Raw genomic sequence first — 24,434 nt, forward strand, 5'->3', positions numbered from 1 at the left:
AGCCTCACAGCGTTACGCTGGGTGTGTGGACTTTGACGCAGTAATCCTGGCCGGCGGCCGCTCCTCGCGGCTGGGTGGCGCACCCAAGTCTGCCCTGTTGTTCGACGGCGCCACCCTCCTTGAGCGCTCCCTCGCGGCGGCCGCGGAAGCCCGGCACACTGTTGTGGTGGGACCTGAGGCGGCGGGCCTTCCCGGTGGTGTTCTCACCTCGCGTGAGGATCCGCCCTTTGCAGGTCCGGCCGCGGCAATCGCTGCCGGCCTTGACGCGCTCAGGGGTGCAGGCCCCGCGGACCTGGTCCTGGTCCTCGCGTGCGACATGCCGCGCGTCGGCGATGCGGTCCGCGCGCTCCTGGACGCCCTCCCCGGCACTGGTGCTGACGGCGTCATGGCGGCATCGGCCGACGGGCGACTGCAGCCGCTGGCGGGTTTTTATAGCACAGCCGCGCTAGAACGCGCCGTGCAGGCTGCCGCCGCACGCAACGCCCTGGTGCACGGGTCAGTCTTCGCCCTCCTTGCTAGTCTTGACGTGCAGGCTGTGGTTGTCCCCGCCGGCTCCACGGACGACGTGGACACGTGGGACGATGCGGCCGCGTTGGGAGTAGCTGTCCGGGAGCAATGACCCGCATTCCGGACCGCCGTGAATTTGGAGGCAGGCATGAAAAGCCAGGACGAGACGCTCGAGGAATGGTGCCGTCTGCTGCTGCGGGCCTTTGAGCTCGAGGATGTGGACGTGGACATCAACGAGGTGTTGTCCGTCGCGGGAGTGGCTGCGCACTCCGTGGTGCGTCCAGCGGCGCCGCTCACAACCTTCATAGCCGGGCTCGCCGCCGGCCTCGACTGCGCTTCGGGCCAGGCGCCTGACGTCCAGGCCATGCAAAGTGCCATGGATGTGGCCCGTGCCGTTGCCAAGGCCTACGCGGCCGATGAGGCGCAGGCTGCTGCAGGTAGCCCGGCCGTGGGCTCCGCCGGCACCTCGGCGCCAAGCGGGACTCCGGGGGAATGACAGCCGCGCCCGAGCAGCGCTCTGACGACCCCTACTCCGCGGAGGCAACCCCCGCCAGGGACGCGATTGCTGCCGGCGGCGGCACTGCTTCCGGTCCCGGCGCCGGACCAGGTTCAGGCGTAGAACCCGGTCCCGACACCGAGCCCGGTTCCGGCGTGGAACCCCGTCCCGACACCGAACCCGGCGCGGTGGGGGAGCCGGACACGCATGCCAAGCACCTGGCGCACACCTGGGAGGAGGCCCGGCAGGCCGCCTTCGACTGCGCTGCCCCGATACCCGCGGCACCCGTTCCCCTGCGGGACGCCGTGGGCCGGACCTTGGCCGCGGACATCACCGCTCACCAGGACATGCCGCACTACGCGTCGTCCGCCATGGACGGCTGGGCCGTTAACGGAACAGGTCCGTGGATCCTGGCCGAGCCGGGGCAGCGTCTGGCACCGCACCAGGCGAGCGTGATCGTAACGGGCGGACTGATTCCCCCCGGTGCCAAGGCGGTGCTGCGCACCGAAAGCGGCGTGATCTCCACGGACGACGACGGGCTGCCTGTCCTGACACTGGGCGGCACCGCCCGGCCCGGCGAACCGAGGAACGGCCAGCACATCCGCAAGGCCGCAGAAGAGGCGGCTGCCGGGGACGTGCTGGTCAGGGCCGGCGTCGTGCTTAACCCCGCCCATGTGGCCCTCGCCGCCCTCGCCGGGTATGACGAGGTGGAGGTCATCGGCAAACCGGTGGTGAAACTGCTGCTGACTGGCTCCGAAGTGGTGGAGCAGGGAGTGCCCCAGCCCGGGCGGGTGCGTGACACGTTCGGACCGCAGCTGGCCACAGTGGTGGAAATGCTGGGCGGCCTGTGCCGGGAACAGGTCCGCATCGGCGACGGCTACGCGGAATGGCTGGAGGGCCTCGAGGACTCAGGCATCGCCGAGGCACAAAACTTGCCGGCCGACGTCGTCATCACCACCGGCGGCACCGGCCGGTCCGGCACCGACCACTTCAGGCGAGCCGTGGCTGAGCTGGGCGGACGGCTGATCATTGACGGCGTGGCAATGCGGCCGGGACACCCGGCCGTCCTCGCCGAACTGCCCGACGGGCGTTTTGTGCTGGGGCTGCCGGGCAACCCCCTGGCCGCCATGATGGCATTGTCCACGGTGGGCGCGCCGCTCCTGGCCGCCCTTGGACATGGCCAGCTGCCGCCGGTCCGGGAAGTTCCCTCCGGAACCATGCTCGAACCCGACCCCGGCCGCACCCGGCTGATGCCCTTCCGGCTCCTCTACGGCATGGCGTCGCCTGCGCAGCACACCGGCCCCGGCATGATGCGTGGACTGGCGTCCGCCGACGGCGTCCTGGTGGTACCGCCGCACGGCGTGCAGTTGGGCGAGATGGTGCCGGCTTTCGCCCTGCCCTGGAGTCCGCCCATTCCCGAGCCCAAGAGCGCTGAACCCAAGTCCAAGAGCCCGGCGCGGAAGTCCTCCTCCCGCACCTCTGCCAAGCAGGCAGCCCAAAGCGGTCCCGTGGACTGGAGTGCCCTGCTCGACTGAGATGCAATGATGGAGTCATGAACAGCCACTCAGCGCGGAGTCTCGCATGGGCCGCGTAACGCAACGACGCAAAGTGCACCGCTATGTCCTGGACGGCTCGGCCGCGGCATTGGAGTTCCCCGTCAGGCATCGGGAAGACGTGCTCGCCGTGGAGGAACCGCTTGAAATCCGGCTGGGCAACCTGTCCTTCTCAGTCACCATGCGCACGCCCGGGGACGATTTCGACCTGGTGGCAGGTTTCCTCGTCTCAGAGGGCGTCATCTGGGACGCCGACCAGCTGATCTCGCTCAGGTTCTGCGCCGGTGAGGACGAAAACGGGGTCCAGACATTTAACGTGGTCGAAGCCCAGTTGCGGCCCGATGTGCCCCTGCCGGACACGGGCCGGCACGTATACACCTCCAGCTCGTGCGGAATCTGCGGCACCGACTCCATTGAATCGGTGACCAAGTCCTCGCACTTCAACCCCGCCGCCGACCGGCTCACCGTTCCGGTCGAAACGCTCGCCTCCCTGCCGGACCGGCTGCGGGAGGCGCAGGCAGTCTTCGAAGTGACCGGGGGAGTGCACGCTGCCGGACTGTTCAGGATCGACGACGACGGCGGTGCGGAGCTGCTGTGCCTGCGGGAGGACGTGGGCCGGCACAACGCGGTGGACAAGGTCGTTGGCTGGGCCCTGCGTGAACGGCGGCTGCCGCTCACCAACACCGTGCTCCAGGTATCGGGCCGGGCCTCCTTCGAACTCGTCCAGAAGGCCGCACTGGCTGGCATCCCGGTGCTCGCCGCGGTGAGCGCACCCTCAAGCCTGGCAGTGGAGCTGGCCGAGTCCACCGGTGTCACCCTTGCCGGCTTCAGTCGGGGAACCAGCCTGAATGTCTACGCGGGTTCCGGCCGCATTTCGACGCCTGCGCCGGTGCCGCGGTAGCGGGCGTGGGGCCTTGGCGGCCGGATGCCAAAGCGGTAGATTTTATCCATCGAATGGAAGCGTTGATCCGCTCAGACGGCAGCTGAACTGCCAGGACCCAAGCTGACCGCGACCCCCATGCCCGCACGAAAGCCAGCACAGCCCGCTTGTGCTTTCACGTACTAAAGAGGTACACATTGCACGACGACCGCCGGATCACGGAAGTCCGCCTGGACCGCTTTCTCCGCGAACGGATTGGCCCCGCCATCTATGGTCGCAGCGTGCCGCTGGAGCTCAGCAGCTGGGACGTTCCGGATGAACCCGTCCCGGTTCTGGAGGCGTTGCGCCAGGAGTTTACGCCGCAGGAACACGGTGCCGCCTGGGGACGTCCGTGGAGCACAAAATGGCTGCGGCTCCAGGGGGAGGTGCCGGATGCCTGGGGTGCCGCCCCGGAGACCGAGGTGGAGATCGTGGTGGACCTCGGCTTCACCACGGAGATTCCCGGCTTCCAGTGCGAGGGAATCGCGTGGCGCCCGGACGGCACCATCATCAAGGCCATCTCGCCCCGCAACCAGCACATCCCACTGAAGCTTCTGGGCAGCGGCCTGGCCGTGGACTTCTATGTGGAGGCAGCAGCCAACCCCGACGTCGCCCAGGGCTGGAGCTTCGCAGCGACGCCGTACGGGGACAAGGCCACCGCCGGAACCGAACCGCAGTACCGCCTGGGCAGCATCGCCATTGCCGAACTGAACCGCGACGTGTGGGAGCTCCAGCAGGACGTGCTGACGCTCAGCGGCCTCATGCACGAGCTGCCCACGGAACTGCCACGCCGGCACGAGATCCTCCGCGCCCTCGAGCGCATGATGGACACCATGGACCCCGACGACGTCGCGGGCACGGCAGCGGCCGGACGGGAAGCGCTGGCCGAAGTGCTGGCCAGGCCTGCCTACGCGTCCGCCCACCGGCTGATCGCCACCGGGCACGCGCACATCGACTCGGCCTGGCTGTGGCCGGTGCGGGAGACCATGCGCAAGTGTGCCCGGACTTTTTCCAACGTGGTTGCCCTCATGGACGAGGACCCGGACTTCGTGTTCTCCTGCTCCTCGGCCCAGCAGCTGGCCTGGATCAAGGAATACTACCCGGAGCTCTTCGGACGCATCCGGGAAAAGGTGAAGTCAGGCCAGTTCATTCCCGTGGGCGGCATGTGGGTGGAATCCGACACCAACATGCCAGGCGGGGAGGCCATGGCCCGGCAGTTCGTGGAAGGCAAGAGCTTCTTCCTCAAGGAATTCGACGTCGAGTGCAGGGAAGCCTGGCTGCCGGACTCCTTCGGTTACTCCGCAGCCCTGCCGCAGATCGTCAAGGCCGCCGGCAGCCGCTGGTTCCTGACCCAGAAGATCTCCTGGAACCAGATCAACCGGATGCCGCACCATACCTTCAACTGGGAAGGCATTGACGGCACCCGCATCTTCACGCACTTCCCGCCGGTGGACACATACAACTCCGTGCTCAGCGGCCGGGATCTGGCGCACGCCGAGCGCAACTACCGGGACCACGGGCGCGGCACCATCTCGCTGGTTCCCTTCGGCTATGGCGACGGCGGCGGCGGACCGACGCGGGAGATGGTCGCTGCCGCGCACCGCGCGGCCGACCTGGAAGGCTCGCCGAAAGTCCGGATCGGAACGCCTGGCAGCTTCTTTGAACAGGCCGAGGCCGAGTACAAAGCGCTGCCGGTCTGGGTGGGGGAGATGTACCTCGAGCTGCACCGCGGCACCTATACAAGCCAGGCCAGGACCAAGCAGGGCAACCGCCGGTCCGAGCACCTCCTCCGCGAGGCGGAGCTGTGGTGCGCCACCGCCGCCGTCCGCTGCGGCGCGGAGTACACGTACCCCGCGGCCGAGCTGAAGCGGCTGTGGCAGCTGGTCCTGCTGCAGCAATTCCACGACATCCTGCCGGGCAGCGCCATCGCCTGGGTGCACCAGGACGCCGAACGGAACTACGCAGCCGTGGCCAAGGGGTTGGAATCGCTCATCAGCGAGGCTGCCGCGGCCCTCCTTGGCGAGGGGACCCAGGAGTTCCTGCTCAACGCCAGCCCCCATGGTCGCCTGGGAGTCCCGGCGCTCGCGGCCGGTGTGCCTGTGTCGACCCGGGACGCAGTGTCAATCCAGGACGCCGCGTCAGCCAAGGATGAGGTTGAGGCTACGCCGCTGGACGGCGGCTTTGTCCTGGACAACGGCGTGATCCGTGCCGTGCTGGATGACAACGGGCTCCTGACCTCACTGCGGGATCACGGGTCAGGCCGCGAAGCCATCGCCCCCGGCCAGTTCGGAAACCATCTGGAACTGCACCGTGACACCCCCAACGAATGGGACGCCTGGGATATTGACGAGTTCTACCGGCGGAACGTCACCAGCCTTACCGACGCCGCGGAGGTGCGGCTGGAGCGGCACGGCGGGGACGCCGTCGTCGTGGTGGAACGCCTCACCGGCTCCTCCCGCATCACCCAGCGCATCACGCTGGCGGCGGGCAGCCCGTCGCTGGGAATCTCCACTGAGGTCGACTGGCAGGAACGGGAGAAGCTCCTCAAGCTGGGATTCCCGCTGGACCTGCGGGCCGACCGCTCGGCGGCGGAGACCCAGTTCGGCCACGTCTTCCGGCCCACCCACGTGAACACCTCATGGGAGGCGGCGAAATTCGAAATCTGCGCGCACCGCTGGATCCACGTCGCCGAACCCGGGTACGGCGTGGCCATCGCCAACGCCTCCACCTACGGGCACGACGTCGCCCGGTCTGTCCGGGACGACGGCGGGACCACCACCACCGTCCGGCTCTCGCTGCTGCGGGCAGCAAAGTTCCCGGACCCCCAGGCCGACCGCGGCAGGCACGTGCTTGACGTCTGGGTCCGCCCGGCAGCGGGAATCGCGGAGGCAGTGGAGGAGGGCTACCGCGCCAACCTCGCGCCGAGGACGGTGCGGGGCGCCCGCCCGGCCGAGGCGCTGGTTACGGTGGACAATCCGGCCCTGGTGATAGAAGCCGTAAAGCTGGCCGAGGACGGCTCCGGCGACGTCATCGTCCGGCTGTACGAATCACTCGGCCAGCGTTCGGCCGGACGGCTCACAGCCAACTTCCCGGCCACTGGAATCCAGACCGTGGACCTGCTCGAGCGGCCGGTTGAGGCGACGGGCGTGGTGGCCGGGGCGGACTCCGCCGAGCTCACCCTGCGGCCGTTTCAGCTGGTGACACTGAGGCTCGCCCGCTAAGCGCTGTTTTCTGTTGAGCTGGTTCTGCCGGCAGCGCCCCCGACACGTCAGGCGGTCGCTGCCGGCGCTACCGGCGCTCAGAACTCATGCAGCAGGCGCCGGACGAACTGCCGGGTCCGCTCCTGCCGCGGCGCGCGGAGGACTTCGGCGGCCGGTCCGCGCTCCACCACGAGGCCGCCGTCCATGAAGATGACCTCGTCCGCTACCTGGCGGGCGAAGGCAAGCTCGTGGGTGACGATGACCATGGTCCATCCCTCGTCGGCCAGTTCCTGGATGACGCCCAGGACCTCGCCCACGAGTTCCGGGTCCAGCGCCGAGGTTGGCTCGTCGAACAGCAGCAGCTGGGGCTTCAGGGCCAGGGCACGCACGATCCCTACCCGCTGCTGCTGGCCGCCGGAGAGCTCGAACGGGTAGGCGTCGCGTTTGTCCGCCAGTCCCACCCTGGCGAGCAGCTTTTCGGCCTCGGCCACCGCCTCGGCCCGCTTGCGCTTCTGGACCTGGACGGGTCCTTCGATGACGTTCTGCAGGACGGTCATGTGCGGGAACAGGTTGTAGTGCTGGAACACCATGGCGCTGCGGTCCCGCAGATCTGAAATCTCCTTCTTGGAGACCCTGGCGGAGAAATCCAGCGACAGATCGGTGCCCGGCCCTGCGGAGGTGCCCGGCCCCGCAAAGGTAACCGTCCCGGCGTCGGGCGTTTCCAGTCCGTTGAGTGAGCGCAGCACGGTGGTCTTGCCGGAACCTGACGGCCCGATCAGGGCCACCACGTTGCCCCGGCGCACGTCGAGGTCGATGTCCCGCAGCACCACATTGCTGCCGAATGCCTTCGCGAGGTTCCGGACCGACAGCACGGGCCTGGCCTGTGATGTGGCTCCGGCTGCCTCGTGTGCTGCTCCGTCAGTGGGCGACATAGCGGTCCAGTCTCCTTTCAAGGACGGACTGCCCGGAAGAGAGCGCCAGGCAGATCACCCAGTAGACCAGGGCAGCCTCGAGGTAGAGCGCCATGAACTCCTGGCTGAAGGCCGCGATCTGCTGGGCGTTGCGGAAGAGCTCCGTGACCAGGATCAGCGAGGCCAGGGACGTGTCCTTGACCAGCGAAATGAAGGTGTTGGACAGCGGCGGCACGGACACCCTCGCAGCCTGTGGCAGGATGATGCGGCGCAGCGACTGGCCACGGGACATGCCGATGGTGTGGCCGGCTTCCCACTGCCCCTTGGGCACCGACAGGATGGCGGCGCGGATGACCTCGGCAGCATAACCGCCAACGTTGAGCGAAAAGGCGATGATGGCACTGGGCCACGGGTCAAGCTTCACGCCCAGGCTGGGCAGGCCGTAGAAGATCACAAACAGCTGCACCAGCAGCGGCGTGCCGCGGATCACCGAAACGTAGAACCGCGCCACGCCGGACACCACGGCGTTCCGGCTCAGGCGCATCAGCGCCACCAGCAGGGCCAGGGCAAGGCCGATCACGAACGACGCCAGCGTCAGCGGGATGGTGCCGGTGATGGCACCCGTGACAATAGGGCCGAAGGAGCTCCAGATGAGATCCCAGTTCAACGGCATCTACTTGGTGACGTCCGTGCCGAAGTACTTCTCCGAGATCTTGGCCAGCGTCCCGTCGGTGCGGAGGTCGTCCAGCGCCTTGTCCACCGCTCTGGTGAGCTCCGTGGAACCCTTGCGGAACACAAAGGCGCTTTCGGACTTCTCCGTGGTTTCGGCGGCAATCTTCAGCCCGGCGTCCGGGTTCGTCTTGGCGTAGTCGAGGTAGGTGAGCTTGTCGTTGACGATGGCGTCCACGCGTCCCTGCCGGACCAGCGCGACGCCCTGGGCCCAGCCCTCTACGGACTGGACGTTGGCGCCGGCGTCGACGGCCATCTTGTAGAAGTTGCTGGTGAGCGACTGGGCTGTGGTCTTGCCCTTGAGGCTGTCAAAGCCGGTAATGCTGTTGTTGTCCGCCTTCGTCACGATCACGCCCGTGGAGACGGTGTACGGCTTGGAGAAGTCGTACTTGGCTTTGCGTTCGTCGTTGATGGAGATCTGGTTGGCGATGGTGTCGAAGCGCTTGGCGTCGAGGCCGGCGAAGATGCCGTCGAACTGGGTCTCCCGGAAGGTGGCCTTCACGCCCAGCTTCTCGGCAACTGCGCGGGCGATCTCCACGTCGTAGCCCGTCAGGTCGCCTGCTCCTTCGGCGTGGAAGGAGAAGGGCTTGTAGGTGCCCTCGGTGGCGACGACGATCTCGCCCTTGGCCTTCACGTCGCTGAGCGAGGTGTCGGAGCTGCTGGCGGCCGGTGCCTGGGAGGAACCGCCGCCGCAGGCCGTCAGAGCCAGGGCCAGTCCGGCGAGGGCGGCCGCAAGGGCGGAGCGGCGGGAGGGGACACGGTTCATGGCGAATACCTTCTTCTTCAGGCGGCGGCGGTGCGGGCGCGGCGGGCGGGTCCGCCTGCGACGCTACTGCCTGCAACGCATTTGAAAAGACGTTTTATTTCGCCATCATACGGGGGCGCCATACGGGTCGGCGGCTCCCTAAGGGAGGGTCGTTAAAAAGGCTGAGTGGGGGCGGTCCCCAACGGCCGCCACCACTCATCCCCCCAATGTGCGATCCGGCAGGCGCCACAGCTTGTGAGCCAGGCAGCAACTGCTTTCACACATTCATGATTCTCTCACGGTCTAATGATTTTGTGAATCCCGGTTTGCTACCTTCCGGTAGATGACGTTCCGTGACTCCTGCGCTGGGCGGCTTTTACCCGTGCCAGCCAGACCATGACGAGGCCGGATGTGTAGAAAACCACCGCCCCGTTGTTCACCGCCGGCGCCGCGGGGAGCAGCTGCGCGGGCGCAAACTCAAGGAAGAGACCGGCGACAGTGGCTGCTGCTCCGGCCGCCATCAGGGCAGCCCCGGTCCTGACCAGCGGAGGCAGGCGTTCCTTGACGCTGCGGAGCAGGGCAGGCAGCAGGGCGAGGGAGACATACGCCAGGTAACCCCGGGCCGCGGCCCAGTAAAAGGGCAGCAGGGCCTCATTCCGCGGGCTGACCGCCCCGGCGTCCTGGAAGCGGACCGACGACGCGGCGGCGTCCATCATGAGGAAGACCGTTACCAGGGCCACGGAGAAAATCGCGAGCGCGGCCAGGCCGGGAGGGCCGGCGATCATGCGGTGGGCGTCGGGGGCACCAAACCCCTTGGTGACGCGGACTGCGATGAGGTAGATCGTGGCGAAGACAATCAGGCGCAGCAGGACGTGGGCAATGTTGATGCCGCCCAGTGCCCCGTCGATGGCCACATAGAACTGTTCGATGCTCAGGACCGCGGCGGCCGTCGCGAGCAGGAAAATGAAGAACAGGGCCGGATTGACTCCACGCACGGTGCTCGGGATCCGGGCCAGGGCGGCAGCGGCGCAAACCACCAGGGTTATCCACGGGAGAATCTCGCTCACACCAGGTTCTCCCAGATTCGTTCGGTCTGTTCCTGGTCCTGTTCCTGCCGTCGCAGGGTCCTGCCCATCGCCTGGAGGCGCTCGCCGGCCAGTGCGGTAAGGTCGCCGTCGCTGAGCCGGTCGAGGGCCGCTTGCCGGGCGCCGGGTGGCCAGCCGGCTTCCGTTTCGGTCACCAGTCCGGTGGCCACCAGCCCGCTGGCCAGTCCGACGCCGGCTGCCCGTGAGGTGGCGACGGCCAATTCCGGGGCAAGCCGGTTGGCCGTCAGCTGTGCTGAGTAGTTCTGCGGGGCGACGCCGGTGGCGGCGGAGACCCGGTGGCGGAGTTCACCGTCGTCGATTGCATCCACCCAGTTCTTCACGGAGGTGGCATGCGGAGGCGGGCTGAGTTCAGGCTGGCCCGAGCCGGTGGAATCTGCCGGCGCGGTGCGGACAATGACGGCCCGCAGCAGGTCGACGGTGGCGATTTGGCTGACCAGTTCCTTGTCGGTGGGAGGCAGGGAGGAACTGGCGAGGTCGCTGTAGGTGTCGAAAGTGGCCAGTGCGGCAACCGGATTGATGTTGTAGGCCCGGCTGATGCTCACGACCGTGGTCTCGGCAACCTTCCCCCTCACCATCTGCTGGGCGAGGGTGGTCCGCTTGACTCCCGAGACCCTGCAAATATCGGCCGTGCTGGTATCCGGTGCTACGCCACTAAGCCAGCGCTGGAATGCTTTGGCGGGGAGGGGCATGAAACGCTCTCTGATGAACGAATGTTTGACCCATACTAACGGCGTTGGGCGGACACACGCCCGTGCTTCCGGCCGGCCCGGCCGCTGGCTATCCAGATGAGTGCCAGGCCTGCCACAAAGCACAGGATGGCTGTGTAATTGACAACGAAGCGCAGGAATCCCAGCCCAGGCGGGACGACAGGGAACAGCAACGATAGGGGGATCGCGATGCTGCCCACGGCCAGAAACGCCGCGCTGATCCGGAGCATGGCGGGCAGCGGGCTCCTGATGGCCCGCAGCATCCCCGGCAGGATCGCCAGGCACACGTAAGCCGGGTAGGCGCGGCCCGCGGCGCCGTAGTACTCGACGAGAATGGCGTTCTGTTGATTTGTGGCTGCCACGTCCACGAGCCCCGCCGATGACCCCGACGTGTCCATCAGGACAAAGCACACCACTAGCACGGCAGAAATCAGTCCCAGGGCAAGCATGCCGGCGCGGCCCCGGATCAGCTGGACTCCACGGCTGTCCCCAAACCCGGCCGCAATCCGAAGGCCAAGGAAGAAGATCGCCCCGAAGATGATGAAGCGCAGCAGGAGGTTGGCCACGTTGGTGCCGCCCAGCAGGGCATCGATCGCCAGGTAGGGACCGCGGATGCTCAGCAGGATGGCCAGCGTCAGAAGCGCCAGGGCATAGAAGATGGACCTGTTTTTCCGGCGGACCAGGTTCGGGATCCGGCTCAGCGCGGCGGCGCCGGATGCGATCAGGGTGGTCCATTGCAGGATTTCAATCATCCGAGGTTCTCCCAGATCGTTTCGGTTTGTCGTTGGTCGTGTTCCTGCCGGCGCAGGGCCTTGCCGAGCGCTTGGAGGCGCTCGCCGGCCAGAACGGCCAGTTCGCCGTCGGTCAGCAGGTCGAGGGCCGCCTGCCGTGCGCCGGGTGGCCAGCCGGCTTCCGTTTCGGTCACCAGGCCGGTGGCCACCAGCCCGCTGGCCAGTCCGACGCCGGCTGCCCGTGACGTGGCGACGGCCAGTTCCGGGGCAAGCCGGTTGGCCGTCAGCTGTGCTGAGTAGTTCTGCGGGGCGACGCCGGTGGCGGCGGAGACCCGGTGGCGGAGTTCGCCGTCGTCGATTGCATCCACCCAGTTCTTCACGGAGGTGGGGTGGGGCGGCGGGCTGAGTTCGGGCGGACCCGTGCCATTGTCTGTGCCGGTGTCCGGCTCGGTGCGCGCAATGATGGCGTGCAGCAGGTCCGCCGTGGCGATCTGGCTGACCAGTTCCTGCAGTGTGGGCGGGACCGGCGGTTTTCCCAGATCCCGATACCGCTCAAAGGAGCCCAGCGCTGCCACCGGATTGATATTGAAGGCCCGGCTGATCCCCACAACGGTTGCCTCGGCCACCTTGCCGCGGACCAGCTGCTGGGCCAGGGTGGAGCGCTTGACCCCTGAAGCCCTCGCCACATCAGCAACGCTGGCGTCCGGCGCGATGCCGTGCAGCCAGTGCTGGAAGGCCTTGGCGGATAGGGGCATGGAACGCTCTCTGCTGACGGGCGGGGGTGGTGCGGAGACGCGGCCCGCCGGCCTCGATTTTACGTAGCGCGCCGCTTCAACTATGCTAAATGGTCGAACCCGCTGGTCCGTACACCCCCCAAGTCCGGACCAGCGGGTTCTTTCATGCCCGCCTGAATTTTCGGGTAAAAACGGGCAGCGGTGAGAGGATGGATTGATGACTGCAACCCTTGTTGCGAAGGACCTTTCGGGCGGTCATGATCACCGCACCCTCTTCTCCGGGCTGTCCCTCACAGTGGCTCCCGGGGACGTTGTCGGCGTGGTCGGCGCCAACGGTGCCGGCAAGTCCACGCTGCTGCGGCTCCTTGCCGGCGTGGACCAGGCGCAGGACGGCACCGTCAGCCTCGCGCCGGCCGACGCCTTCGTGGGCTGGCTGCCACAGGAACACGAACGCAAGGCCGGCGAAACGGTCGCCGCCTACATCGCCCGCCGCACCGGCTGCGCCCAAGCCACCGCTGAAATGGAATCCACGGCCGAGGCCCTGGGGTCGGGGGCGCCCGGAGCCGACGACGCCTACTCGGTGGCCTTTGACCGGTGGATGGCCTCAGGCGCCGCGGACCTGGACGAACGGATAGCCCCCGTCCTCGCGGACCTGGGCCTGGACGTCGGTCCCGACGCCGAAATGACCGGGCTGTCCGGCGGCCAGGCTGCCCGCGTGGCGCTCGCCGCCCTGCTGCTGAGCCGCTTCGACGTCGTGCTCCTGGACGAGCCCACCAACGATCTTGACCTGGACGGCCTGGCCAAGCTGGAAGCATTCGTGCAGGGCCTTCGCGGCGGCGTGGTGCTGGTCTCCCACGACCGCGAGTTCCTCGCCCGCTGCGTGACCTCCATCGTGGAACTGGACCTCGCCCAGAACTCCGTGGCCGTGTACGACGGCGGCTATGAGGCCTTCCTGGAGGAACGGGCCGTCGCCCGCCGGCACGCCCGTGAACGGTACGAGGAATTCGCCTCGACCAAGGCGGACCTGGTGTCCCGGGCCCGGACCCAGCGGGAATGGAGCTCGCAGGGCGTCCGGAACGCGATGCGGAAAAGCCCTGACAACGACAAGATCCGCCGCGCGGCCAGCACCGAATCGTCCGAGAAGCAGGCCCAGAAGGTCCGGCAGATGGAATCGCGCATCGCCCGCCTGGACGTGGTGGAAGAACCGCGCAAAGAATGGCAGCTGCAGTTCACTATCGGCCAGGCGCCGCGGTCCAGTTCGGTGGTGGCAACGCTGCGCGATGCCGTGGTCCGGCAGGGCAGCTTCACCCTGGGCCCGGTGAACCTGCAGCTCAACGCCGGCGAGCGGATCGGCATCACCGGTCCGAACGGGGCCGGCAAGTCGACGCTGCTCCGGCTGCTCCTGGGGACGCAGGCACCGGACTCCGGCGACGCTTCCCGTGGTGTGTCCGTGGCCGTCGGCGAGATCGACCAGGTCCGCGGGCTGCTGGCCGGGCACCTGCTGCTGGCTGACGCCGTCGAAGCCGTCCTGACGGATTACACGTCCGCCGAGGTCCGCACGCTGCTGGCGAAGTTCGGACTCAAGGCGGACCATACCGCCCGAACCGTGGACTCGCTGTCGCCGGGGGAGCGGACCCGCGCCGCCCTGGCCTTGCTGCAGGCCCAAGGAGTGAACCTGCTGGTCCTGGACGAGCCCACCAACCACCTGGACCTCCCGGCCATCGAACAGCTGGAAGAAGCATTGGAAAGCTACGACGGCGCCCTGCTGCTGGTCACCCACGACCGGCGGCTGCTGGAAAACGTCCGCCTGGACGTGCGCTGGAACGTGGACAACGGCGTCGTCACCGAACTGGCGGCAGGCAAGATGGAGCAGAACAGATGAGCATGGACGGCGTCGCCTGGCGCTCGCTTTACAACATCACCCGGGCCAAGAGCGGCTCCCGGCCGTTCTCCAAGGAGACCCTCAAGCGCGTCCTCGGCTTTGCCCGGCCGCACCGCGGCAGGCTGATCGCGTTCGTGGCCGTGTCCGTCGCCATGGCCTTCCTGGCGGTGGCCACGCCGGTGCTCGCCGGCCAGGTGGTCAACACGATCGTTGCCCGCGCCAATGCCGGCGAAGTGATCCGGCTGGCGGCGCTGATCGCCGGCGTGGCGGTTGCCGAGGCAGCCCTGGGCATGGTGAGCCGCTGGCTGTCCTCCACCATCGGCGAGGGTGTCATCGTGGACCTCCGCACCAGGGTGTTCGATCATGTCCAGAGGATGCCCATCGCGTTCTTCACCCGGACCCGCACAGGCGCGCTGGTCAGCCGCCTCAACAACGACGTCATCGGCGCGCAGTCCGCCTTCGCCGGAACCCTGTCCGGTGTGGTCAGCAACGTGGTGGCCCTCATCCTCACCCTCGTGGTGATGCTCAATACCTCATGGCTGGTCACCGTGCTGGCCATGATCCTGCTGCCGATCTTCCTCATCCCCGCCCGGCGGATGGGCTCCCGGCTGGCGGACCTGCGGCGCGAGGCGGCCGAGCACAACGCGGCCATGGGCACCCAGATGACCGAGCGCTTCTCCGCCCCCGGAGCCACCCTGGTGAAGCTTTTCGGACGGCCCGACGACGAATCCCGCGAGTTCGCGCTCCGTGCAGGCCGGGTCCGCGACATCGGCGTCCGGACGGCCATGCTGCAGTTCACGTTCGTGACGGCGCTGACGCTCGTCTCCGCCCTGGCCCTGGCCCTGGTCTACGGCCTGGGCGGCTGGCTGGCCATCGGCGGCCAGCTTGCCCCGGGCGATGTCGTGGTGCTGGCGCTGCTGCTTACCCGCCTGTACGCGCCGCTCACCGCGCTGTCCAACGCCCGCGTTGAAATAATGAGTGCCCTGGTCAGCTTTGAACGGGTCTTCGAAATCCTGGACCTCAAGCCCCTCATTCAGGAAAAGCCCGGTGCGCTGGCAGTCCCGCCCGGGCCCGTGGCGGTGGAGTTCGACGACGTGCGGTTCTCCTATCCCTCCGCGGACAAGGTCTCGCTGGCCTCGCTGGAGGAGGTCTCCACGCTGGACACCCGAGGCGGCGAGGAGGTGCTGCACGGCATCAGCTTCCGGGTGGAACCCGGACAGACCGTCGCTCTGGTGGGCTCCTCCGGGGCCGGCAAGTCGACCGTGGCGCAGTTGCTGTCCCGGCTGTACGACGTCGACTCCGGCGCCGTGCGCCTCGGCGGCACCGCCCCGGCCTCCGGCCTGGACGTGCGCGACCTGACCTTCGATTCCATCCGCGCCACCCTGGGCATGGTCACCCAGGACGGGCACCTGTTCCACGAAACCATCGCCTCCAACCTCAGGCTGGCCCGCCCGGAGGCCACCGACGAGGACATGTGGGAGGTGCTGCGCCAGGCCCGGCTCGAAACCATGATCCGCTCCCTTCCCGACGGCCTGGAAACCGTGGTGGGGGAGCGCGGCTACCGGCTCTCCGGCGGGGAACGGCAGCGGCTCACCATCGCCCGGCTGCTGATCGCCCAGCCCCGCGTGGTCATCCTCGACGAAGCCACCGCCGCGCTGGACTCCACGAACGAAGCCGCCGTGCAGGCGGCGCTGGGCGCTGCGCTGGAAGGCCGTACCGCCGTCGTTATTGCCCACCGGCTCTCGACGATCCGGGCGGCTGACGCCATCCTGGTGGTGGAGGACGGACAAATTGTGGAGCGCGGCACCCACACCGAGCTGCTGGCCGCGGACGGCCGCTATGCCGAGCTGTACCGGACCCAGTTCGCCGAGGCCACGGCCGTGGCGGAGGAAGCCGTTCCGGAGTACTGAGTCGTTGCCCGGTGTCCAGGGCGCCGCGTCAGAGCCCGGATTGCGCCAGCGCCGGAAGGATGTGGTCCGTGAGCAGGGGCGCCAGGTCCCCGGGCAGTTCCGCCGTGAGGTCCAGCCACCGGATCTCGGCGATCTCCGCGGAGGGGTGGGCCACCCAGGTCCCCGGCGCGGTGAAGACGGTGGCTTCGATTTCCGTGGCTGCCTCGTTGGCGGCATCGGCCAGCCAGACGCCCATGAGGGTCAGTTCCCGCGGATCCACAATGATGCCGACTTCCTCCTGGAGCTCCCGCGCCGCGGCCTGCACCGCCGTTTCACCGGGTTCGGGCTTGCCGCCGGGATGCATGAACTTGTCCGTGCCGCGCTTGCGGACGGTCAGGAGCCGGCCAGTGGCGTCGTAGACACACACGGCGGAAACGATGATGCGCGGATTCACGGTTTCGAGCCTAGCCCGTCTGTGGCCGCCGCGGTTCCGGGCAGCCGCCGCAGCACTGACTCCAGCAGCAGGTCCTTGCGCGGGCCGGTGACATCCCAGACGTAGCTGAACTCGTTCTCGCCGTGGCGGACGTACGTGACGCGGTAGGTGTCCGGATCGCACCAGTGCCGGTCCTGGCTGGCCTCCGGCGAGAAGCTCATCCGGTGGAAAGGCCGGCCATCGGGAAACAGCATGTCCATCGCCTCCGGCGTGTCCGCGGGCCTGAGCAGGTAGTCGCGGGTGGCCGGGCCGGTGAACGTACCGCCATCCTCTGCCGGCAAGTCCCCGGCGGGCCACTTCACTGAAGGCCAGACCACGGTCCCTTCCTCATGGAAGTGGAGCCCGCCGTCGCCGTCGGAGGAGAAGATCACGACGCCGGTGAAGGTGCCGCGGGTGCCGGCGGACCGGTCCAGCAGGGCCCGTTCCACGGACCAACGCCCTGCCTGGGAACGGCCGGGGGATGAGGGGTCAGCCGGCGTTGTGCCCAGCAGATAGTCGCGGAGCCCGTGCGGGTGCTGCAGATTCAAGTGCCCTCGATTGGAATCGAACCAACGACACCGGCTTTAGGAGAGCCGTGCTCTATCCACTGAGCTACGAGGGCGGGTGTCCGCCGCGGCCGGCTTTTGGACCGGCCCGTTCGGGCACGCTTACAAGCATACAAGGTGACGGCGCGTACTACGCTCTTGGCATGGCCGCCGCAGCTCAAGTCCCTTCCGCCCGGGCGACGTTCCTGCCCGACACCGCCTCCACGCGGCAGTACATCGGGGCGTGGGCGGTGCTCAGCGTGGTCCAGTATTTCGTGGCGGAGGCGGCGGTCATCGGCGCCTGGGCCGGACCCGGCCCCTACAGCCGGCGGACCGGCCTCATCAGCGACCTGGGCGCCGTGAGTTGCGGCGTCTTTGACGGCCGCAGCATCTGTTCGCCGCTGCACGTGCTGATGAATTCCTCCTTTGTGGTGCAGGGCCTGGGCATGCTCCTGGGCGCGCTGCTGCTGAGCTCGGCGCTGCTGCGGGTTGCTGCCCGGGCCGGCGTGCGGGTGGCGGCAAGCCATTCCGGCGAAGTGCCCTGGTACTCGGCGGTGGCGGCGCGGATCCTCACCGGGACCGCTGGGACGGGCACGATCATCGTGGGGCTGGTCCCGGAGGACCTGGAATCGGGCTGGCACTACGCCGGGGCCGTGATGTACTTCATCGCCGGTTCCCTGGCGCTGCTGCTGCTCGGCGCCTTGTGGCTCCGGCAGTCCCCGCTGGGCTGGTTCGTTCTGGCCTCCGGCGGGGTGTCCGCGGCCGCGCTCGTCACGGCGGGCGTCACCGGCCTGGACGTCCCCGAGCCGGGAACCCTGGAACGGCTGATGGGCTATCCGATCACCATTGGCCTCGCCGCCGCCGGCCTGGTAATCGCCCAGCGCGTCCGGCAGGAACGGCAGGTGCGCAGGGCCCTTGCCCGGGCCCGGGCGGTCCGGGGCGCCTAGACTTCCTGCTGCGGGGCCGCTTTCTTCGAGGACCGGCGCCCCAGGAGCACGGCGGCGCCGCCGGCGATAAGGCTGGCCACGAACAGTACCCAGCCGGTCACGGTGAGGCCCGACGCCACGGCGACCTGGCCGGCGTCGAGGTTTACCGCCGCGATCATGGAATCAATGGTGACGTTGCCCCACAGCCGGACCACCACGAACAGCAGCGGCAGCGCCCACAGCGCCCAGCGCAGCCCCTTCCGGGCCACGTTGGTGCCGATCAGCAGCAGCCAGGTGAAGCCGAAGATCAGCGGAAACAGGGTGCCCGCCGTCTTGTGGACGTAATTGAGCTGGCCGCGGGCGTCGGCGTCCAGGGCGCGGCGGAGCTGCTCGGCGTAGCCGGTGTCGAAGCCGCCGACCAGGGAATCGGGCATGGCCAGCCCGCCAGACAGCTGGGTGAGCTGGTTCAGCGTCAGCAGGTGGACGTACCAGAACAGGAAGAGGCTGGCCACCACGCCGGCGATGACAATCAGGCTGGCGTTGTTCTGCGCCTTCGCGGGAGTCCGGTCCGTGCTCGGGTTGATCACCGGCGGCAGGTGGTGCTGGGGTACTGCGGCCTTCGCGCCGTGCTTCTTGATCCGCTGTGCAGGTGTTTTGGCCATGCGTCCATTATCGCCCGCCGCACACCAGGCCTGCTGTCCTGCGCCCCCGCTGTGCAGGGCGTGCCCGGCGCCGATAGGGTGGGAACCGTGACGGAACTGGGCAAACACAAACTGGGCAGACACAGCGCCACCAACCTGAGCCCCGAGCTCGACGACTATCAGCTGGCGGCCGAACTGGTCCGCGAGGCCGGGCAGCTGGCCCTGCTGATGCGGCAGGGCGGCCTGGACGCCCAGCGCAAGACCTCCATCTCCGACGTCGTCACCGCCGCAGACCATGCGGCCGAAGCGTACGTGCTGGAGCAGCTGCAGCGCTGCCGCCCCGACGACGGCGTCCTGGGTGAAGAAGGCGCCGCGGTGCACGGCAGCAGCGGGCGGACCTGGGTCATCGATCCCGTGGACGGCACCTACAACTTCCTGCAGGGCTCCACCTACTGGTGCTCAGCCATCGCGCTCAAGGACGAATCCGATGTGCTGCTCGGCGCCATTTTCCAGCCCGAGGAGGACAAACTCTGGATCGGTGGCAAGCAACGCGCCACCACGCTCAACGGCGACCCCGTCACCACCTTCAGGGAGGACGGAACCAACCGCAACGCCGCCGACCTGTCCCACCTTGGCGCCGCCACCTACATCCACCCGCGCTGGCTCTCCGACCCGATGTGCGCCATGCCGTGGCATGCCGCCGCGACGTCGGCCGCGACGCTGCGGATGCTCGGATCCGGGTCGTGCGACCTCGGCCGCGTCGCTGACGGGCAGCTTGGCTGCTGGTTCCAGCACAGCTGCCCCGAATGGGACTGGCTTCCCGGAAAAGCGATCGTGACGGCTGCCGGCGGCGCCGCCGGCAGCGTCCACGTCAACGGCCTGGAATGGTTCATGGCGGGAGGAACGACGGCGGTGCACCAGCTGCGTGCCGCCCTCGAGTCAGGCTCCGTCGACTAGATTTCCGCCGGCTGGATCGTTGTCCGGACCTGCGCGGCTCTGCCCGCACCGGGGTTATCCACAGGGCGGAATCCAGTGTCAGCCCCACCGCCTAGACTTGTAGTCACCATGGATATGTTGTTTGACCCCTACGCTGACGGTCCGTTCAAGGCTGGTTCCCACGCCGGTGCCATCACCAAGTCGCGCCCCGAAACAGGGCTGATGACGCCCGCATTCGGCGGTGGCCCGGGTGAATCCGCGCCCCGCCCGGCAGCTGGCCCCGCCGCCGGACCGGCTGGCGGGAGCCCGGGAGAGGAGCACGCCCGGCACCAGCTCCCTGACGCCGGGGCGCTGCTGGCCGGCCTGAACCCGCAGCAGGAGGAAGCGGTCAAACACTCCGGCAGCGCACTGCTGATCGTGGCCGGAGCAGGCTCCGGGAAGACCCGTGTCCTCAGTAACCGGATCGCCTACCTGATTGCCACCAAGCGGGCCCACCACGGCGAGATCCTGGCCATTACGTTCACCAACAAGGCCGCCGCGGAAATGCGTGAACGCATCGAGGCCCTCGTGGGCGCCAGGGCCAAGGCCATGTGGATCTCCACGTTCCACTCATCCTGCGTCCGGATCCTGCGGCGCGAGGCCGCCAACGTCGGGCTGAACTCCAACTTCTCCATCTACGACTCCGCCGACTCCCTGCGGCTGATCACGCTGGTGGCCAAGAACCTGGACCTCGACCCCAAGAAGTTCGCGCCCAAAGCCATCCAGCACAAGATTTCCGCGCTCAAGAACGAACTGATCGACGACGACTCCTTCGCGTCCGCCGCCAACCACAGCGACCCGTTCGAAAGCGCCGTGGCCGACGTCTTCAAGGGCTACACGCAGCGGCTGCGCCAGGCCAACGCCATGGACTTCGATGACCTGATCGCGCAGACGGTCTACATGTTCCGGGCGTTCCCGGCGCTCGCGGATTCCTACCGGCGCCGGTTCCGGCATGTCCTGGTGGACGAATACCAGGACACCAACCATGCGCAGTATGCCCTGGTCCGGGAAATCGTCGGTGAGGGACCGGGGGCGGCGGAACTGACCGTCGTCGGCGACTCGGACCAGTCGATCTATGCGTTCCGCGGCGCGGACATCCGGAACATCGTGGAGTTCGAGAAGGACTACCCCGCCGCCCGTACCATCAAGCTGGAACAGAACTACCGCTCCACCCAGAACATCCTGAGCGCAGCCAACTCCGTGATCTCCCGCAACCCCAACCGCCCCGAGAAGCGGCTCTGGACCGCGGAGGGCGAAGGCCACAAGATCATCGGCTACGTGGGCGAGAACGAGCACGACGAAGCTCAGTTCATTGCCAAGGAAATCGACCGGCTCCAGGACGAGGACAACCTCCGCCCCGGCGACGTCGCCATCTTCTACCGCACCAACGCCCAGTCCCGTTCCATCGAGGACGTCCTGGTGCGGGTGGGGCTGCCGTACAAAGTGGTGGGCGGCACCAGGTTCTACGAGCGCAAGGAAATCAAGGACGCCCTGGCGTACCTGCGCGTGCTGGTCAACCCGGACGACGACGTCAACCTCCGCCGCGTCCTCAACGAACCCAAGCGCGGGATCGGGGACCGGGCCGAGGGTGCCGTGGCGGCCCTCGCCGAGCGGGAGCGTACGTCCTTCATGGCTGCGGCCCGCCGCGCCGACCAGGCGCCCGGCATGGCCACCCGCTCCGTCAACGCGGTGCTCGGCTTCGTGAAGCTCCTGGACGACCTCGCCGAGGTCGCCGCAGGTTCCGGCGCCGCGGCCGCGCTCGAGGCGGTGCTGGAACAGACCGGCTACCTCGCCACGCTGCGCTCCAGCAACGATCCGCAGGACGAGTCCCGGGTGGAGAACCTCGCCGAGCTTGTCGCCGTCGTCCGTGAATACGAGCGCGACAATCCCGAAGGATCCCTGGGTGCCTTCCTCGAGCAGGTGTCCCTGGTGGCAGACGCCGACCAGATCCCGGACGCCCCCGGCGCGGACATCGACGCCGCGGTGGCTGAGGCCAAGCGGCTGGGCGTGGTCACGCTTATGACGCTGCACACGGCCAAGGGCCTCGAATTCCCCGTGGTGTTCCTGACCGGCATGGAGCACGGGCTCTTCCCGCACCAGCGTTCCGCAACAGACCCCAAGGAACTGGCGGAGGAACGCCGGCTCGCCTACGTGGGACTGACGCGCGCCCGGAAGCGCCTCTACGTCACGCGCTCCGAGGTCCGCAACATGTGGGGGCAAAGCCAGTACAACCCGGCCAGCCAGTTCCTGGAGGAAATCCCCTCCGAACTCGTCGAATGGAAGCGCGAAGGCACCAGCCGGCAGGCCGGCGGCTGGGGCAGCGGCGCCGCCATCGGATCGAACCGGTACAGCGGATCCTTCTGGGGCGCCGGCACGGCCCGCGGAACCCGGGCCGATTCCTCCGCGGGCTTCAACGCCGACGTTCCGGCCGCCGTCGCCAAAAACCGCGTGCAGCCGCAGAAGGAAGTCATTGCGGTCAGCGTGGGGGACAAGGTCAACCACACCAGCTTCGGCAACGGCACCGTGCTCGCCGTCGAAGGCGCCGGGGACAAGACCGTCGCGAAGGTGAAGTTCGACATCGGCGAGAAGCGGCTGCTGCTCCGTTACGCCCCGCTGACCAAGATCGACGCCTGAGCGTGCCGGTAAGGCGCCTGGATCGCGTTGCTGCAGGCCGGGCCCTGCTGTTCTCGATGGCCCTGGTCCCGGTGGCCCTGTTGTCGATGACCCTGGCCGGCTGTTCGGTAACGGTCGCGGATCCGGAGTACACCCCTCCGCCGCCGCTCCCGGCCCTTGAGCAGCTCAAACAGGCGCCGCTCACAGACCCGGTGGGGTTTGCCGCAGGGGAAGACGTGCTGGCGTTTGTTACCGCGGACCGGAACGTGGTGTGCGCCCTGACCTCGGCCCGTGGGCCCCACCTGAATCTGCCCTACGAAACCAACAACTTCAGCGATTCCGACAACCAAAAACTGGCTACCGTGCCCGTGGCGCACTGCGAGCTCGCCGTGTATCCCGCACCGGCACCAGCGGACGTCCGTGACGACTGCTCGGGGACCGGACTCGGCTATCTGGGCGGCGTGGCACTCATGACGCCCAGCCGTGCCGGGTACGGTGAATGTCGGTCCGGCGTCACCCAGATGGAGGCCGAGTACGGTCCCAAGGGCACGCGCAACGGGCCCGTCTCCAAGTTTCCCGTCCTGCCCGAGGGCGGCAACCTCGAACGGAACGGCCTGCGGTGCTCCGCATACCGCTCCGGAGTGGCCTGCGGAAACGTCTCAGGCGGCGTCGGTTTCTTTATCAGCCGGGATCATTACGAACTCATCTCCGCGAACGGCAAAAACGTCCAAACGGCGGCCGCGAAGGCCTCAAAAACCCCGTAATCACGGGGTTTTTCTACGATCCATAGAATAGTGTCCTTACTCACAGAACAGGTAGTCTGGAACGGGCCGGTCCCTCCAAAGGACTAGAGTTCCCAAAGGAGCATTGCGCCGCGTGGCTCGTTTCCGGACCTGCCGCAGGGCGCGTTAATTCCGCAGCCCGGTCCGCACCTTTGGTGTTGTCCGGCTGTACAGAAACTACTTCGACGTAGAAGGACACAAACCGTGGACCTGTTTGAATATCAGGCGCGCGATATGTTCGAAGCGCACGGTGTACCCGTGCTCGCCGGCATCGTGGCGCACACCCCTGAAGAAGCAAAGGCAGCTGCCGAGAAGATCGGCGGCGTAACTGTCGTCAAGGCACAGGTTAAGGTCGGTGGCCGCGGCAAGGCCGGCGGCGTCAAGGTTGCCAAGTCCGCCGACGAGGCACTTGAGCACTCCACCAACATCCTGGGCATGGACATCAAGGGCCACACCGTCAACAAGGTGATGATCGCCCAGGGTGCGGACATCGCCGAGGAATACTACTTCTCCGTCCTTCTGGACCGGGCCAACCGCAACTACCTGGCCATGTGCTCGGTTGAAGGCGGCATGGAGATCGAGCAGCTCGCCGTTGAGCGGCCCGAGGCCCTGGCCAAGGTAGCCATCGACCCCGCCGTGGGCATCGACCAGGCCAAGGCTGATGAAATCGTCGCCGCCGCCGGCTTCGCTGAAGAACTGCGCGGCAAGGTCGCCGGCGTCATTCTGAAGCTCTGGGACGTCTTCAAGAAGGAAGACGCCACCCTCGTGGAGGTCAACCCGCTGGTCAAGACCGGTGCGGGTGAGATCGTTGCCCTCGACGGCAAGGTCACCCTCGACGAGAACGCCGAATTCCGCCACCCCAAGCACGCCCAGCTTGAGGACAAGGAATCCGCAGATCCGCTGGAGGCCAAGGCCAAGGCGCAGGACCTGAACTACGTCAAGCTGGACGGTGAAGTCGGCATCATCGGTAACGGTGCAGGCCTGGTCATGTCCACCCTGGACGTCGTCGCCTACGCCGGCGAGAACCACGGCAACGTCAAGCCCGCCAACTTCCTGGACATCGGCGGCGGAGCCTCCGCCGAGGTCATGGCCGCAGGCTTGGACGTCATCCTGGGTGATGAGCAGGTCAAGTCCGTGTTCGTCAACGTCTTCGGCGGCATCACCGCCTGTGACGCTGTTGCCAAGGGCATCGTGGGCGCGCTGGCCGAGCTGGGCCACTCCGCCAACAAGCCGCTGGTTGTCCGCCTCGACGGCAACAACGTCGAAGAAGGCCGCCGCATCCTCGCCGAGGCCAACCACCCGCTGGTTACCCTGGCCGCCACCATGGACGAGGGCGCCGACAAGGCCGCCGAGCTCGCCAACGCCCGCTGA

22 protein-coding genes and 1 tRNA gene are annotated in these 24,434 nt (G+C 67.8%); 12 read left to right on the top strand and 11 right to left on the bottom strand.

The genetic code is table 11. The features are described 5' to 3' along the window. The first annotated feature begins 25 nt into the window (after positions 1-25). The 5 genes from mobA (at position 26) to QF036_RS05690 (ending at position 6,696) form a co-directional block, all read left to right on the top strand. Complete coding sequence (gene mobA / locus QF036_RS05670) at positions 26-619, top strand: molybdenum cofactor guanylyltransferase (protein WP_307099982.1); 594 nt, start codon at positions 26-28, stop codon at positions 617-619. A 36-nt stretch (positions 620-655) separates the two neighbouring features. Beyond that, the gene (locus QF036_RS05675) at positions 656-1,003 is read left to right on the top strand and encodes a DUF6457 domain-containing protein (RefSeq protein ID WP_307099985.1); all 348 of its coding nucleotides are present in this window, start codon (positions 656-658) and stop codon (positions 1,001-1,003) included. Continuing rightward, the gene (locus QF036_RS05680) at positions 1,000-2,538 is read left to right on the top strand and encodes a molybdopterin molybdotransferase MoeA (protein ID WP_307099986.1); all 1,539 of its coding nucleotides are present in this window, start codon (positions 1,000-1,002) and stop codon (positions 2,536-2,538) included. The genes QF036_RS05675 and QF036_RS05680 overlap by 4 nt, the downstream gene beginning before the upstream one ends. A 46-nt stretch (positions 2,539-2,584) precedes the next feature. Beyond that, positions 2,585-3,457, top strand: coding sequence for a formate dehydrogenase accessory sulfurtransferase FdhD (gene fdhD / locus QF036_RS05685; RefSeq protein ID WP_307099988.1), 873 nt, complete (start codon positions 2,585-2,587; stop codon positions 3,455-3,457). Positions 3,458-3,633: 176 nt separating this feature from the next. Beyond that, the gene (locus tag QF036_RS05690) at positions 3,634-6,696 is read left to right on the top strand and encodes an alpha-mannosidase (RefSeq protein ID WP_307099991.1); all 3,063 of its coding nucleotides are present in this window, start codon (positions 3,634-3,636) and stop codon (positions 6,694-6,696) included. A gap of 77 nt (positions 6,697-6,773) precedes the next feature. Here QF036_RS05690 and QF036_RS05695 read toward each other — a convergent pair whose 3' ends face one another. The 7 genes from QF036_RS05695 to QF036_RS05725 form a co-directional block, all read right to left on the bottom strand. Further along, positions 6,774-7,607, bottom strand: a complete 834-nt coding sequence (locus tag QF036_RS05695) for an amino acid ABC transporter ATP-binding protein (protein ID WP_307099993.1) — start codon at positions 7,605-7,607, stop codon at positions 6,774-6,776. After that, entirely contained in the window at positions 7,594-8,259 is a 666-nt protein-coding gene (locus QF036_RS05700) for an amino acid ABC transporter permease (RefSeq protein ID WP_175305015.1), read from the bottom strand. Before QF036_RS05700 ends, QF036_RS05695 begins: the two co-directional genes overlap by 14 nt. Then, positions 8,260-9,081 (bottom strand): amino acid ABC transporter substrate-binding protein, encoded by an 822-nt coding sequence (locus QF036_RS05705; protein ID WP_307099995.1) that lies wholly within the window; start codon positions 9,079-9,081, stop codon positions 8,260-8,262. It lies immediately after the preceding gene. Between the two features lie 308 nt (positions 9,082-9,389). Beyond that, positions 9,390-10,127 carry a hypothetical protein gene (locus QF036_RS05710; RefSeq protein WP_307099997.1) on the bottom strand — a complete coding sequence of 246 codons (738 nt, stop codon included), beginning with the start codon at positions 10,125-10,127 and terminating at the stop codon, positions 9,390-9,392. Then, positions 10,124-10,855, bottom strand: coding sequence for a hypothetical protein (locus QF036_RS05715; protein ID WP_307099999.1), 732 nt, complete (start codon positions 10,853-10,855; stop codon positions 10,124-10,126). The genes QF036_RS05710 and QF036_RS05715 overlap by 4 nt, the downstream gene beginning before the upstream one ends. Positions 10,856-10,890: 35 nt before the next feature. After that, positions 10,891-11,625, bottom strand: a complete 735-nt coding sequence (locus QF036_RS05720; RefSeq protein ID WP_307100001.1) for a hypothetical protein — start codon at positions 11,623-11,625, stop codon at positions 10,891-10,893. After that, complete coding sequence (locus QF036_RS05725; protein ID WP_307100003.1) at positions 11,622-12,359, bottom strand: hypothetical protein; 738 nt, start codon at positions 12,357-12,359, stop codon at positions 11,622-11,624. The genes QF036_RS05720 and QF036_RS05725 overlap by 4 nt, the downstream gene beginning before the upstream one ends. 196 nt (positions 12,360-12,555) lie before the next feature. On the opposite strand from QF036_RS05725, the gene QF036_RS05730 reads away from it, so the two are divergent. Next, a complete protein-coding gene (locus tag QF036_RS05730) occupies positions 12,556-14,220 on the top strand; it encodes an ABC-F family ATP-binding cassette domain-containing protein (RefSeq protein ID WP_307100005.1) in 1,665 nt (554 codons plus the stop codon). Further along, the gene (locus QF036_RS05735; protein WP_307100007.1) at positions 14,217-16,130 is read left to right on the top strand and encodes an ABC transporter ATP-binding protein; all 1,914 of its coding nucleotides are present in this window, start codon (positions 14,217-14,219) and stop codon (positions 16,128-16,130) included. The genes QF036_RS05730 and QF036_RS05735 overlap by 4 nt, the downstream gene beginning before the upstream one ends. A gap of 28 nt (positions 16,131-16,158) precedes the next feature. Here QF036_RS05735 and QF036_RS05740 read toward each other — a convergent pair whose 3' ends face one another. The 3 genes from QF036_RS05740 to QF036_RS05750 all read right to left on the bottom strand — a co-directional run bounded on the left by QF036_RS05740 (position 16,159) and on the right by QF036_RS05750 (position 17,203). Beyond that, entirely contained in the window at positions 16,159-16,563 is a 405-nt protein-coding gene (locus tag QF036_RS05740; RefSeq protein WP_307100008.1) for an NUDIX hydrolase, read from the bottom strand. Continuing rightward, positions 16,560-17,129 carry a DUF6314 family protein gene (locus tag QF036_RS05745; RefSeq protein ID WP_373460093.1) on the bottom strand — a complete coding sequence of 190 codons (570 nt, stop codon included), beginning with the start codon at positions 17,127-17,129 and terminating at the stop codon, positions 16,560-16,562. Before QF036_RS05745 ends, QF036_RS05740 begins: the two co-directional genes overlap by 4 nt. Position 17,130: 1 nt before the next feature. Then, positions 17,131-17,203, bottom strand: a tRNA-Arg gene (locus tag QF036_RS05750). Positions 17,204-17,290: 87 nt separating this feature from the next. On the opposite strand from QF036_RS05750, the gene QF036_RS05755 reads away from it, so the two are divergent. Next, complete coding sequence (locus tag QF036_RS05755; RefSeq protein ID WP_307100010.1) at positions 17,291-18,073, top strand: DUF998 domain-containing protein; 783 nt, start codon at positions 17,291-17,293, stop codon at positions 18,071-18,073. Here the strand turns inward: QF036_RS05755 and QF036_RS05760 are convergent. Then, a complete protein-coding gene (locus QF036_RS05760) occupies positions 18,070-18,714 on the bottom strand; it encodes a hypothetical protein (protein WP_307100011.1) in 645 nt (214 codons plus the stop codon). The two genes, QF036_RS05755 and QF036_RS05760, sit on opposite strands and share 4 nt — an antisense overlap. Before the next feature lie 87 nt (positions 18,715-18,801). Here QF036_RS05760 and QF036_RS05765 point away from each other — a divergent pair, with 87 nt between their 5' ends. From QF036_RS05765 to sucC, 4 genes are all read left to right on the top strand, one after another. Further along, positions 18,802-19,650 (top strand): inositol monophosphatase family protein, encoded by an 849-nt coding sequence (locus QF036_RS05765; RefSeq protein ID WP_307100013.1) that lies wholly within the window; start codon positions 18,802-18,804, stop codon positions 19,648-19,650. A 114-nt stretch (positions 19,651-19,764) separates the two neighbouring features. Next, positions 19,765-22,302, top strand: a complete 2,538-nt coding sequence (gene pcrA / locus QF036_RS05770; protein ID WP_373460264.1) for a DNA helicase PcrA — start codon at positions 19,765-19,767, stop codon at positions 22,300-22,302. A gap of 56 nt (positions 22,303-22,358) precedes the next feature. Continuing rightward, positions 22,359-23,045 (top strand): hypothetical protein, encoded by a 687-nt coding sequence (locus QF036_RS05775; RefSeq protein ID WP_307105790.1) that lies wholly within the window; start codon positions 22,359-22,361, stop codon positions 23,043-23,045. A gap of 222 nt (positions 23,046-23,267) precedes the next feature. After that, the gene (gene sucC / locus QF036_RS05780) at positions 23,268-24,434 is read left to right on the top strand and encodes an ADP-forming succinate--CoA ligase subunit beta (protein ID WP_003804621.1); all 1,167 of its coding nucleotides are present in this window, start codon (positions 23,268-23,270) and stop codon (positions 24,432-24,434) included.

It is taken from the genome of Arthrobacter globiformis, assembly GCF_030817195.1.
In the GTDB taxonomy this organism is placed as follows: Bacteria; Actinomycetota; Actinomycetes; order Actinomycetales; family Micrococcaceae; genus Arthrobacter; species Arthrobacter globiformis_D.